At 72.6% G+C, this 12993-nt stretch carries 12 protein-coding genes; all 12 read left to right on the plus strand.

The window, feature by feature from the left end; genetic code table 11:
- Positions 1-117 precede the first annotated feature (117 nt).
- The 12 genes from ABNF97_RS24310 (at position 118) to ABNF97_RS24365 (ending at position 12677) form a co-directional block, all read left to right on the plus strand.
- On the plus strand, positions 118-1692 hold the full coding sequence (locus tag ABNF97_RS24310) for an FtsW/RodA/SpoVE family cell cycle protein (protein ID WP_349339924.1): 1575 nt from the start codon (positions 118-120) through the stop codon (positions 1690-1692).
- Positions 1692-2798 carry an undecaprenyldiphospho-muramoylpentapeptide beta-N-acetylglucosaminyltransferase gene (murG, locus tag ABNF97_RS24315; RefSeq protein WP_130460683.1) on the plus strand — a complete coding sequence of 369 codons (1107 nt, stop codon included), beginning with the start codon at positions 1692-1694 and terminating at the stop codon, positions 2796-2798. The genes ABNF97_RS24310 and murG overlap by 1 nt, the downstream gene beginning before the upstream one ends.
- A 241-nt stretch (positions 2799-3039) precedes the next feature.
- A complete protein-coding gene (gene murC, locus ABNF97_RS24320) occupies positions 3040-4527 on the plus strand; it encodes a UDP-N-acetylmuramate--L-alanine ligase (RefSeq protein WP_130460682.1) in 1488 nt (495 codons plus the stop codon).
- A 137-nt stretch (positions 4528-4664) separates the two neighbouring features.
- Positions 4665-5474, plus strand: a complete 810-nt coding sequence (locus ABNF97_RS24325; RefSeq protein ID WP_207230388.1) for a cell division protein FtsQ/DivIB — start codon at positions 4665-4667, stop codon at positions 5472-5474.
- Positions 5475-5833: 359 nt separating this feature from the next.
- Entirely contained in the window at positions 5834-6931 is a 1098-nt protein-coding gene (gene ftsZ, locus ABNF97_RS24330) for a cell division protein FtsZ (protein ID WP_130460680.1), read from the plus strand.
- 8 nt (positions 6932-6939) lie between these two features.
- The gene (locus ABNF97_RS24335; protein WP_349339925.1) at positions 6940-7689 is read left to right on the plus strand and encodes a YggS family pyridoxal phosphate-dependent enzyme; all 750 of its coding nucleotides are present in this window, start codon (positions 6940-6942) and stop codon (positions 7687-7689) included.
- A gap of 193 nt (positions 7690-7882) precedes the next feature.
- Positions 7883-8587, plus strand: coding sequence for a cell division protein SepF (locus ABNF97_RS24340; protein WP_130460678.1), 705 nt, complete (start codon positions 7883-7885; stop codon positions 8585-8587).
- A gap of 29 nt (positions 8588-8616) precedes the next feature.
- A complete protein-coding gene (locus ABNF97_RS24345) occupies positions 8617-8925 on the plus strand; it encodes a YggT family protein (protein WP_130465615.1) in 309 nt (102 codons plus the stop codon).
- A 40-nt stretch (positions 8926-8965) separates the two neighbouring features.
- A complete protein-coding gene (locus ABNF97_RS24350) occupies positions 8966-9775 on the plus strand; it encodes a DivIVA domain-containing protein (RefSeq protein ID WP_130460677.1) in 810 nt (269 codons plus the stop codon).
- A 69-nt stretch (positions 9776-9844) separates the two neighbouring features.
- Positions 9845-10588 carry a hypothetical protein gene (locus ABNF97_RS24355; protein ID WP_349339926.1) on the plus strand — a complete coding sequence of 248 codons (744 nt, stop codon included), beginning with the start codon at positions 9845-9847 and terminating at the stop codon, positions 10586-10588.
- Positions 10589-10648: 60 nt separating this feature from the next.
- Positions 10649-10954 (plus strand): DUF167 family protein, encoded by a 306-nt coding sequence (locus ABNF97_RS24360; protein ID WP_130460675.1) that lies wholly within the window; start codon positions 10649-10651, stop codon positions 10952-10954.
- A 220-nt stretch (positions 10955-11174) separates the two neighbouring features.
- Complete coding sequence (locus ABNF97_RS24365) at positions 11175-12677, plus strand: potassium/proton antiporter (RefSeq protein WP_349339927.1); 1503 nt, start codon at positions 11175-11177, stop codon at positions 12675-12677.
- Positions 12678-12993: the final 316 nt, after the last annotated feature.

Consider the following 12993-nt stretch of genomic DNA (forward strand, 5'->3'; position numbering starts at 1 on the left):
GCGGTGACGACCTACCGACGCCCCCCACGAGGCGGTGGCCGGGACACGCCGTACCGGTTCGACACGCCGGTCGGCCGCCTGCGCCAGGGCGGCCGAACCAGCGTCGATGATGGGCGGATGGGGGAGGACGAGGGAACGGCGCGCACCGGTACCGGACGACCGGAGGGCGGCGGTGACGGCCTACCCGGGGTACGCCCGACCGGCGCCCGGGGCGCCCCCGCCGCGGTACGCCCACCCGACCCGCCGGCCGGGGTCGACCTGGCCGGTGGGCTCGCCGCGCTGCGCGGGTTGCTTGCCCGGCCGCTCGCCTCCTACTACCTGCTCATCTCCAGCTCCGGACTGCTGCTGCTGATCGGGCTGACGATGGTCTTCTCGGCGACGAGCGTCCGGGCGTCCGCCGCCGACGGCAACCCCTTCGCGATGGTCGCCAAGCAGGCGCTCTTCGCGCTGATCGGGCTGGTGGCCTTCTGGATCTGCCAGCGCCTGCCGGCCCGCACCTTCCGGGTGCTCGGGTTGCCGACCCTCGGCGTCGCGGCCCTGCTGCTGGTGTTGCTGGACGTCCTGCACCTGTGGGACAAGCTCAACGGCGACGACCGGGACGCCGTCCTCGGCCCGCTGGAGGCCTGGCAGCTCTGGCTGTACATCGGTCCGATCCAGCTGCAGCCCTCCGAGCTGGCGAAGTTCGGTCTGGTGCTCTGGGGTGCGGACATGATCGCCCGCAAGGGCGCCGCGCTCGGCTGGTGGCGCGAGCTGGCCACCCCGCTCTTCCCGGTGGTCGGCCTGCTCTTCCTGTTGGTCGGCTACAACGACCTGGGCACCATGCTCTGTCTGCTCGCCGTCGTGGTCGGGCTGCTCTGGGCGGCCGGCATCCGCAAGCGGGTCTTCGCCACCCTCTCGGTCTTCGGCCTGATCGGGGTCGGGTTGCTGGTCGCCGCCGCCTCGATCGGCGCCGGGTCCGGTGAGGAGGGCGCCAAGAACTACCGGCTGACCCGGCTCACCATGTTCTTCAACCCGCCGCCGCCGGACGAGTGCGGCCTCACCGACTGCTACCAGTATCTCCAGGCCCGGTACGCGATCGACAACGGCGGCTGGTTCGGTGTGGGGCTGGGCAAGAGCAGCCTGAAGTGGAACTGGCTGCCGGAGGCGCACAACGACTTCATCTTCGCCATCCTCGCCGAGGACCTGGGCGTGGTGGGCTGCGCCGTGGTGCTGGCCCTCTTCGCGGTGCTGGCGTACACCGGGTTGCGGATCGCCCGCCGGGTCGCCGATCCGTTCCGCAGGCTGGCCGCCACCGCCGCGACCGCCTGGCTGGTCAGCCAGGCAGTGATCAACATCGGTGGGGTGGTCGGGCTGCTGCCGATCACCGGCCTGCCGCTCCCGTTCATCTCCGACGGCGGCAGCGCCCTGGTGGTGACCCTCGCCGCGATCGGCATGCTCGCCTCGTTCGCCCGCGCCGAACCGGACGCCGCGCGTGCCCTGCACGCCCGTCCGGCGTCCCGATGGGTACGGCTACTCTGGGCCCCGTTGCCGCCGCTTCCCTCGGCGCGCCGCCGTGGGAAGCTACCCGCGCCGGCCCCCCGAGAGCCCGCGTCCCGGGCCGGGACCGGGCGGCGGCGGGAGCCCGAGGCCGGGCCAGCAGGTGGCCGGGCGAGGCGAGGGCGCGCCGGTACGGCGAGCGAGAGGAGACGCTGATGGGTCCGCTGCGGTCGGTGGTGCTAGCGGGAGGAGGCACGGGTGGTCACATCTACCCGTTGCTCGCCTTCGCCGACTGCCTGCGCCAGCACGACCCGGGAGTACGGATCACCTGCGTCGGCACCCCGAAGGGGCTGGAGAACGAACTGATTCCGCCGCACGGCTACGACCTGCGGCAGATCCCGGCGTATCAGCTTCCCCGGTCGGTCAACATGAACCTGATGCGTACTCCGGACCGGATGTGGAAAGCCGCCCGGGCCGCCGGAAAGGTGATCGACGAGGTACGGGCCGACGTCGTGATCGGGTTCGGCGGCTACGTTTCGGTGCCCGCGTACCTCGCGGCGTGGCGCCGGGAGCTGCCGATCGTGATCCACGAGGTGAACGTGCCCCCGGGGGTGGCGAACCGGCTCGGCATGAAGTTCACCAAGCACGTGGCGGTCGGCTTCCCGCACCAGCCGGCCCAGGCAGAGTCGCTGCGCAACGCCCGGGTGGTCGGGGTACCGCTGCGGCGTGGCATCAGCAGGCTCGACCGGGCGGCGCACCGGGCGGCGGCACGCCGGCAGTTCGGCCTGCACCCGGACCTGCCGACCCTCTTCGTGGCCGGTGGTTCCCAGGGGGCCCGCTCGATCAACCTGGCGGTGGCCGGAGCGGCCAAGTCGCTCGCCGCCGCCGGGGTGCAGGTGCTGCACGTGATCGGCGCCCGCAACGAGCCGGTCAACGTCCCGGCCGACCTGCCGGTGCCGTACGTGACCCTGCCGTACCTCTCGCAGATGGAGCTGGGCTACGCCGCAGCCGACCTGATGCTCGGCCGGGGCGGGGCGATGACCTGCGCCGAGGTGGCGGCGATCGGGCTGCCCACCGTCTACGTGCCGTACCCGCACAGCAACCAGGAGCAGAAGCGCAACGCCCTGCCGGTGGTCGAAGCCGGCGGCGGGCTGCTGGTCGACGACTCCGAGATGACCTCCGCCTGGATCGAGCACACCGTGATCCCGCTGATCCGCGACCCGCGCCGGCTGGCCGCGATGGGCGCCGCCGCCGCCGGCTACGGCCGCCGCGACGGCGACGAGGCCCTGCTCGACTTCGTCTACGAGGCGGTGGCCCGGTGAGCGCGAGGAGTGAGCCGGGTTTGCGAGCCCCGCAGTCGCGAGCGGAAGCCGGTCCGGTGAGCGCGAGGAGTGAGCCGGGTTTGCGAGCCCCGCAGTCGCGAGCGGAAGCCGGTCCGGTGAGCGCGAGGAGTGAGCCGGGTTTGCGAGCCCCGCAGTCGCGAGCGAAAGCCGGTCCGGTGATGGTGTCCGTGAGTGTGGGCAAGCCGGTGACCCGACGGATTCCGAGTGGAAGGCTGGTGTCATGAACACCGCGCAGTTCAGCCCGGTCGGCACGCTCGCCGCCGAAGACCTGGGCAGCATTCACCTGATCGGGGTCGGTGGGATCGGCATGAGCGGGCTGGCCCGGCTGCTGCTCACCCGGGGTCTGCGGGTCTCCGGCAGTGAACTGCGGGAGTGGCCGGCGCTGGCCGGGCTGCGGGCGCTGGGCGGCACCATCCACATGGGCCACGCGCCAACGAACCTGGACGGCGTCGACACCGTGGTCTACTCCAGCGCGATCCCGCAGGACCACCTGGAGCTGGTCACCGCCCGGGAGCGCGGGCTGCGGGTGCTGCACCGGTCGGAGGCGTTGGCCGCGGCGATGACCGGCCGACGGACCATCGCGGTCGCCGGCACCCACGGTAAGACCACCACCACCTCGATGGTGACGCTGATCCTCCAGCACGCCGGCCAGGACCCGTCGTTCGTGATCGGCGGGGAGATCTCCGAGGTGGGCTCGAACGCCCACCACGGCAGCGGTGAGTACTTCGTCGCCGAGGCGGACGAGAGCGACCGGTCCTTCCTGCTCTACCGGCCGTACGTCTCGATCATCACCAACATCGACGAGGACCACCTCAACACCTACGGCGACTACGCCGGGCTGGAGGAGGCGTTCGTCGACTTCGCCCGGCTGACCGACCCGGAAGGGTTCGTGGTGACCTGCGCGGACGACCCGGGCACCCGGCGGATGGCGGAGAAGCTGCGTGCCGAGGGGCGGACGGTGTACACCTACGGCACGGACCCCGGCGCCGACCTGCGGCTGACGGACGTGGTCTCGTCGGCCGGCGGCGTACGCTACCTCGCCACCCTGGGCGGGCAGTCGCTGGGCGAGATCCGGTTGCCGGTGCCTGGCGCGCACATCGGGCTGAACAGCGCCTCGGCGGTGCTCACCGCCGGCAAGCTCGGCCTGCCGATGGATTCCGTGACGTCGACGCTGGCCTCCTTCCCCGGGGTACGCCGCCGGTTCGAGCGCAAGGGGGTGGCGGCCGGCGTCCAGGTCTACGACGAGTACGCCTATCACCCGACCTCCATGACCGCCGCGCTCAAGACCCTGCGCGAGGTGGCCGGCGACGGCCGACTGATCGTCGTCTTCCAGCCGTACCGGCTCTACCGGACCCGGGACCTCCTGTCGGAGATGGCCACCGCGCTCTCCATCGCCGACGAGGCGGTGGTACTGGAGGTCTTCGCCCCGGGTGAGGTCCGGGCTCCCGGCGAGGGCGGGGCGGCGCTGACCGAGGCGATCGACCTGCCGGCCGAGCGGAAGGTCTTCCAGCCCTCCTGGGAGGAGGTACCGGCCGAGGTGGCTCGCCGGGCCCGTCGGGGTGACGTGGTGGTGACCATGGGCGCGCCGCCGATCTCGATGATGGGCGACGAGTTGCTCGACGTGCTGGCCGGGAGCCGGTCGGGGGCCGCCGGGCAGGAGGCCGGGGCGACCTCGAACGGCGCCGGGGCAGCCAGCGACGCCGGATGAGCCCGGGCACGTCCCGGGGCAGGTCCGGAGGTCCGGCTGCTCCGGGCGGTCGCTCCGGCGGGCCCGGGCAGGGTGGCCGGGGCGCCGCTGGACGGGGCACGGGACGCTCCGCCCGGGGCGGTCCGGGCGCGGGCGGTGTGCGTTCCGGGGCGGGCCGCCCCGGGACCGGCCGGTCGGGCACGGGCCGCGGTGCCGACCGGAGCTGGCGGCTGGTCCGGGCCGGCACCGACGCGGTGCCGCCGTCGGTACGCCGGTTCACCCGCCGGGCCCGGCAGCGCCGGGTGCGTGCCGCGCTGCCGTGGACGGTACTCGCCGGAGTGCTGGTGCTCAGCCTGGCCGGTGCCGGGGTCGTGTACGGCACCTCGCTCTTCGGCTTCCGGACGCTGCGGGTCGTCGGCGCCACCCTGGTCACCGACGACCAGGTGCGCCAGGCGGCCCAGGTGACCGAGGGCGTTCCACTGGCCCGGGTCGACCTCGACGCGGTCCGGGCCCGGGTCGCCGAGTTGCCGCCGGTGGCCCGGGTGACGGTGTCCCGGCAGTGGCCGAACACCCTGCGGATCGAGGTGGTGGAACGCAGCCCGGTCGCGGTGGTACCGCAGAACCGGCGCTTTCTGGTGCTCGACGCCGCCGGGGTGGTCTTCCAGACCCGACCGGACCGGCCGGCCGGGATGCCGCTGGTCCGGCTGCGTACACCCGGGCCCGACGACCCCGCGACGAAGGGGGCGCTGACCGTGCTCGCCAACCTCACCCCGGAGCTGCGGGACCGCCTCGGGGAGCTGGTGGTGGAGGGCCCGGCCCGGATCACCGTCAAACTGCGTGGCGGCCGTACGGTGCTCTGGGGCGACGCCTCGCGCAGCGACACCAAGGCGCAGGTGGCGACGTCGTTGCTGGCGCGCGAGGGGGACGTCGTCGACGTCCGGACCCCGGACGTGGTGACCATCCGCTGACCGCCGGCGCGGGCGGTGCGGACCGGGTGCGCGGGCTCCGCTGACCGGGCTGCGCGGGCTCCGCTCGCCGGATGTGCGGCGGTGCGGCACGTGGCGTCGGTCGGGCAGGTCGACACGCCCGTCGGCCGGCTCGCCGGTGACGTTTGCCGGCGGGCGTGCCGACACGCCGCGCAGGTCCTTGGGTTCGGCCGCGCGTACGCATACGTTGCCCCGAGAGGATCAATGGTTGACATAACTGTAAGCCTCTAGTAGAGGGTGAGGGTTACCCTTCGCCTCTCGTACCGAATGGTTGTCGGCCTCGCTCCGGCCGGATCGCCGGGCGGGGTGGCGGCCGCCGAGATCGAAGGAAAGGACCGGCGATGACACCTCCGCACAACTACCTGGCGGTCATCAAGGTCGTCGGCATCGGCGGCGGCGGCGTCAACGCCGTGAACCGGATGATCGAGGTCGGACTCAAGGGCGTCGAGTTCATCGCGATCAACACCGATGCCCAGGCCCTGTTGATGAGTGACGCCGACGTCAAGCTCGACGTGGGTCGGGAGCTGACCCGAGGGCTGGGTGCCGGCGCCAACCCGGACGTCGGCAAGAACGCCGCCGAGGACCACCGCGACGAGATCGAGGAGGTGCTCAAGGGCGCCGACATGGTCTTCGTGACCTGTGGCGAGGGCGGTGGCACCGGCACCGGTGGCGCTCCCGTGGTGGCGAACATCGCCCGTAAGCTGGGCGCGCTCACCATCGGTGTGGTGACCCGGCCGTTCTCCTTCGAGGGCAAGCGCCGGCAGGTGCAGGCCGAGGCCGGCATCGACGAGCTGCGCAACCAGTGCGACACCCTGATCGTCATCCCGAACGACCGGCTGCTCGCGCTCGGCGACCGGGGCATCAGCATGATGGACGCCTTCCGGCAGGCCGACCAGGTGCTGCTCTCCGGTGTGCAGGGGATCACCGACCTGATCACCACGCCGGGTCTGATCAACCTGGACTTCGCCGACGTCAAGAGCGTGATGAGCGGCGCCGGCAGCGCGCTGATGGGCATCGGCAGCGCCCGGGGGGAGAACCGGGCGGTGGAGGCGGCCGAGGCGGCCATCTCCAGCCCTCTGCTGGAGCAGAGCATGGACGGAGCCCGGGGGGTACTGCTCTCCATCGCCGGCGGCTCCGACCTCGGCCTTTTCGAGATCAACGACGCGGCGCAGCTGGTCACCGACGCCGCCCACCCGGACGCGAACATCATCTTCGGTGCCGTGATCGACGACGCGCTTGGCGACGAGGTCCGGGTGACGGTGATCGCGGCCGGCTTCGACGGCGGTGCCCCGGCGTACAAGCCGGTCGAGCAGGCCCGTAAGGTCAGCCCGCCGGCCGTCGCGCCGGTCTCGCCGCCTCCGTCGCCGCCGGCCCAGGCCCCGCGCCGGGTGCTCTTCGACGACGTGGACGTGCCGGACTTCCTGAAGAACGGTTCCTGAGCAGCCCGATGACCGAACCACCCCTCCCGGCGCCGGAGCACGAGCGCCGGGCAGAACTCGCGGCCAACCTGGCCCGGGTACGGTCCCGGATCGACGCCGCCTGCGTCTCGGCGGGCCGGGATCCGGCCGACGTCACCATGGTCGCGGTGACCAAGACCTACCCGGCCTCCGACGTGGTGCTCCTGGCCGGGCTGGGCGTGCGCGACGTGGGGGAGAACCGCGACCAGGAGGCCGCGCCGAAGGCGGCCGAGGTGGCGGCGGCCGGTGCCCGGCCGCGCTGGCACTTCGTCGGGCAGCTCCAGCGAAACAAGGCCCGCTCCGTCGTCCGGTACGCCGACGTGGTGCACTCGGTGGACAGCGTACGGCTGGCCGGTGCCCTGGCCGACGCGGCCGCGCGGCACCGGGATCGCCCGCTGGAGGTGCTGGTCCAGATCAACCTGGACGGTGCCGCGGCCCGGGGCGGTGCGCTTGTCGCCGCTGACGACCCGGACCGGGGGGTCGAACAGGTCGCCGCGGCGGTGGCCGGCTCGGATCGGCTGCGCCTGGGTGGGGTGATGGCGGTCGCCCCGCTCGGGGCGGATCCGGAGCCCGCCTTCGCCGCGCTGGCCAGGATCGCCGCCAGGCTGCGGGCCGACCATCCGGAGGCGACCGCGGTGTCGGCGGGGATGAGCGGTGACCTGGAGGCGGCGATCGCCTACGGCGCGACACATGTGCGGATCGGCAGCGCGTTGCTCGGAATGCGTAGCACGCTGCGGTAGCCTGGCAATCGGACACCAAACTACATCAGTGTTGTTTGAGGCGACATCCCCACTGGCGGGGGTCGGGGTGAGACCAGTTTCACGGTCGTGCCGGGGGTTGCCGTCTCGGGCCGGTGGGCACTGCAGTGTTCACGCGCGTGACAGGGGCACGGCACGGGGGGTGTGTGTCGCACGGCGGACGGAGGGGCGCGGGATGGGTGCACTGCGCAAGGCGGGGGTCTGGCTCGGGCTCGTCGAGGAGGACGACGAGCGGGCCTACGACGACGGTGGCTACGAGAAGAGTGGCTACCGCGAGTCGCGTTACCGGCAGAGCCGGTACGCCGACGAGTTCGCCGACGAGGACGAGGAGCAGGACGACGCTCCGCCACCCCGGCCCCGGGCCGGCGAGCGGACCCGGCTCGCCGAGCGCAACATGGGCCGTTCCGTCGAGCATGACCGCGTCGACGGTGACCGTCCGGAGCGGACCGACCGCACGGAGCGATCCAGCGTACGGTCGATCAGCCGGCCGAGTGGCGCCGAGCCGTCCACCGCGCTGACGTACCAGACCCGGGACAATCTCGCACTCGCGCCGCAGGCGCAGTTGCGCGAGCGACCGGTACCGGTCGAGCAGCCGGAGCAGCGTTACCAGATCACGACGCTGCACGTCACCACCTACCGCGAGGGCCGCACCATCGGCGAGCACTTCCGGGACGGCGTTCCGGTGATCATCAACCTCACCGAGATGGATGAGGCCGATGCCCGCCGATTGGTCGACTTCGCCGCCGGTCTGGCGTTCGGGCTGCGCGGTACGATCGAGCGCGTGACCAACCGGGTGTTCCTACTCTCACCGGCTAACGTCCAGGTCACCGCCGAGGACAAGGCCAAGATCGCTGAGGGTGGGTTTTTCAGCCTGAGTTAGCCCGACCGAGGGATCCGCCTGCCGTGTTTCTGTCCATCCTGTTTCAGGTCCTCTACCTGATCGTTTACGTGTTCCTCCTGGTGCTTTTGGCCCGGTTTGTCCTAGGTGCCGTCCTTCAGTACGGTCGCCGTTGGCAACCGAGCCGGGGGGCGGCAGCGGGAATGGAGTCGGTGTGGAGCGTCACTGATCCCCCTCTCAAGGCGTTGAGGCGTGTGATCCCCCCATTGCGAATTGGTACCGTGAGCATCGACCTGGCCTCCCTTGTGCTCCTGGTTATCCTGTTCGTGCTGATGAGATTCGTGTTAGGGCCGTTGATCAACAGTTCAACAACCTGGTGACCGGCGTGCCACGCGGCCGCAACTGACCCGAGGAGTTTCGATGCCGCTGACCCCGGCCGACGTGCACAACGTCGCCTTCAAGAAGCCGCCTATCGGCAAGCGGGGCTATGACGAGGAGGAAGTCGACGCGTTTCTGGACGAGGTCGAGCGCGAGCTCGCCCGTCTGATCGAGGAGAACAACGAGCTGCGTGCCCAGGTGGAGCGCGGTGGCCGTGGCGGCGCGCCAGCCGGCCCGGGCCCCGACCCACGCCTCGCCGCGGAGCTCAGCGACGTCAAGGCCCAGCTCGACCGGGTGCAGCGCGACAAGGCTGCGGCCGAGCAGGCCGCCCGGGCGATGCAGGCCGAGCTGGAGCAGGTCCGGGCCCAGGGCGGCCCGGCGGTCGGCGGCGCCGACGGGGAGCAGCAGGCTCTCCGGGTGCTGATGATGGCCCAGCGCACGGCGGACGACCACGTCTCCGACGCCCGCCGCGAGGCGGACCAGCTGCTCTCCGAGGCGCGGACCAAGGCCGAGGAGGTAACCCGCGAGGCGCGGGCCAAGGCCGACGCGCTGGAGCGGGACGCCCGCCAGCGGCACCAGGAGGCGATGGGCGGGCTGGATGCCAAGCGCACCGCACTCCAGAAGCACATCGAGGAACTCAAGCAGTTCGAGCGTGAGTACCGCACCCGGCTCAAGGCGTACCTGGAGAGCCAGTTGCGTGACCTCGACGGGCGTGGCCAGGGCCTTGAGGTGGAGATGACCCGGACCGACGGCAATCGGTCCGGTGGCAGCACCCCCGGCCTCGCCACCGCGGGCCTGGCGAACTCGTACGGCGGGAGCGGTCGCTCCGGCGCACTCGAGACCGGGCGCTGACCTCCCAGGACAGCAGCACGGTGCGACAGGACGCTACGACAACCGGAACCGATGCGTCGGGGGTGAGCCGTGATAGTCGGCAGTCTCGTGCTCATCCTCGCCGCCGTCGTGCTGCTGGTGCTCGGCCTGGGGAGCGGGTCGAGCGGTCTTCTGATCAGCTCGATCGCGGTCAGTCTGCTGGCCGCCGTCGCACTGGTGGTGGGCGCTCGGCAGGCGGCGGCGGTACGGGGCGTGGCCAGCGGCTTCGCCCCGGACGGGCCCGATGACGACGGGCTGACCGCCCCTGGCGGCGGTGAGCCCGGCGACCGGCGCGGTCGCCGCCCGCAAACCGGTACCCGAATGGCGCCGACGGATCCCCGCCTCGGCGGCAACGGCGCGGTCGACCCGACCCCCGGGAACGGGTCGGTGCTGACCGAGCCGGTCGAGGTCACCGTTCCCGCCCAGGCCGCCCGACCCGGCGCCGAGACCGACGACACCGGCTGGCGGCAACCGGCCGGCGGATCGGCGGCGCCGGCGACCGATCCGGCCGGGCAGGGTGAGCCGGCCGGGCTGGGTGAGCCGGACGACGACGTCCCGGCGGACGAGCCGGCGCCCCAGCCGGTCTCCGAGGCCGACGCGGCGCTGGTCGCCGCCCTGCTCGACGACGTGTACGTGGTCGACGGCCGGCCGCGCTACCACCTTGCCGACTGTCCACACCTGTCCGGTCGGGAAAGTGAACCGCTTCCGGTGAGCGAGGCGGTGGAGCTCGGCTTCACTCCGTGTGGGCGCTGCGCGCCGGCAACCGCCCTGCTCACCGATGCGCGCCAGGGCTGACGGCGGGGCGCCAACGGCCACCGGCGTCCCGGGAGGGTGGACGGTTCCGGTGTGGGCGCGGTGACCGAACCCACGGCGCTGACCGTCGCGGTCCGGGTCAAGCCCGGCGCGTCCCGGGCCCGGGTCGGCGGCCGGTTCGACGGCCCGTACGGTCCGGCGCTGGTGATCGCGGTGCATCCTCCGGCGGCCGAGGGCCGGGCCACCGAGGCGGCCCGGCGGGCGCTCGCCGAGGCGCTCCGGTTGCGTCCGTCGGCGGTCAGCCTGCGTGCCGGCGCGGCCAGCCGGGACAAGCTCTTTCTGGTCGACGGGGCCGACTCCGCGGTCGACGCGCGGCTGCGTCAACTGCGCGACGGATCCGGCCGGTGAGCCCTGCACGATCTCCCGCCGCGGTCGGTCGCGGCCGCCCACGAAGCCCGGCGCCCATCCGCCGCGCGAGCCAGCGGGTCCGGCACGCGAGTCGGCGGGTCTGCGACGCGAGCCGGCGGGTCCGCCCCGCGAGCTGGCGGGTCTGCGACGCGAGCCAGCGGGTCCGGCACGCGAGTCGGCGGGGTGGTGCGGTGATCGCCCGGCCCCGCGCGCGGCAGCCGTGACCGAGCGGCTCGACGTCGCCCTGCTGGTCGGCGCGGCCGTACTGCTCGTCGCGGTCGGTGCGGTCCGGCTGTCGAGCCGGCTCGGCGTACCGAGCCTGCTGGTCTATCTCGCCATCGGGGTGGCGATCGGTGAATCCGGCCTCGGCATCCAGTTCGACGACGCCGAGTTGACCCGGATGCTCGGCTACTGCGCGCTGATCGTGATCATCGCCGAGGGGGGCCTGACCGCCCGGTGGAGCACCCTGCGACCGGTACTCGGCCTCTCCGTCACGTTGGCCACGGTCGGGGTGGTGGTCAGCATCGGCGTGGTCGGGGTCGTGGTGCACGCCCTGCTCGGCCTGGACTGGCGGCTCGCGTTGCTCTACGGCGCGGTGCTCTCCTCCACCGACGCGGCGGCGGTCTTCGCCACGCTGCGCTGGCTGCGGCTGCCACGCCGGCTGGTGACCACCCTGGAGGCCGAGTCGGGGATGAACGACGCCCCGGTGGTACTGCTGGTGGTGCTCCTCTCCACCACGTCACTGGCCGGGCACGTCTGGTGGTACGAGGTGCTGCTGGTCGGCTACGAGCTGGTCGCTGGGGCCGTACTCGGCTTCGGGGTGGGGATGCTCGGGCGGTGGACCCTGCATCGGGCCGCCCTGCCGTCCTCCGGGCTCTACCCGATCGCCGCGGTCGGCCTCACCGTGCTGGCGTACGGCGTCGCCAACGTGCTGCACGCCTCCGGCTTCATCGCGGTCTACGTCGCCGGGGTGGTGCTGGGCAACTCGCGGCTGCCGCACCGGCAGGCGATCCTCGGCTTCGCCGACGGGTTGGCCTGGCTGGCCCAGATCGGCCTGTTCGTGCTGCTGGGCCTGCTCAGCTCCCCGGGTCGGCTGGAAAACGCGCTGCTGCCCGCCGTGGTCACCGGGCTGGCGCTGACCCTGCTGGCCCGGCCGCTGTCGGTCCTGGTCAGCGCGGTCGGAGTCCGGGTGGGACTGCGGGAGCAGGCGTTCCTGTCCTGGGCGGGACTGCGCGGCGCGGTGCCGATCGTGCTGGCCACGATTCCGCTCTCCGAGGGGCTGCCCGGGGCCGACCGGCTCTTCGACACCGTCTTCGTGCTTGTGGTGATCTTCACCCTGGTGCAGGCCGGCACCCTCGCCCCGGTGGCCCGCCGGCTGGGCATCGCCGCCCCGGCCGAGCCGACCGAGCTGCGGGTGGAGACCGCTCCGCTGGAACGGATGCAGGCGGACCTGTTGCAGTTGGAGATCCCGCCGGGCTCCCGGCTGGTCGGCGTACACCTGGACGAGCTGCGGTTGCCGGTGGGTGCCTCGGTCACGCTGGTCTCCCGGGACGGTGCCGGTTTCGTGCCGGGGCCGGACACCCGGCTGAAGGTGGGGGACAGCCTGTTGATCGTGGCCACCGCGCGGGTACGGGACGAGGTCGAGCGTCGGCTGCGGGCGGTGAACCGGCGCGGGCGGCTGGCCCGCTGGTTTGGGGAGTACGGGGACGAACGCAACAAATAGTGCTATTGTTCCTTTTGCCCGGTTTTGTGGGTTATTACAGGTTGAAGTCAGTAACATCGGTGCGGCATGTTGTCGGACGTCTGTACGTTCCGTATTCTTGCCAACCTCCGGAGTGCGCGGCGTCCCGCCGCGCGCCCGTTTTGCAATTGGGGGACGTCGTGGTCGGACGGGCGGGAGTGGGAGGCGAGACAACCGGAAAGTCCGGTTCGTCGTTCGCCCCCGGCGCCGCCCGGCAGCCTCGCACCGCCGCGCGGCACCCGCGTCCGGCGTCCCCGGGACCCGGCGGCGGCGGATCCCGCCGCCGGCAGCACCCCAC

Source organism: Plantactinospora sp. B6F1, from assembly GCF_040120695.1.
In the GTDB taxonomy this organism is placed as follows: Bacteria; Actinomycetota; Actinomycetes; order Mycobacteriales; family Micromonosporaceae; genus Plantactinospora.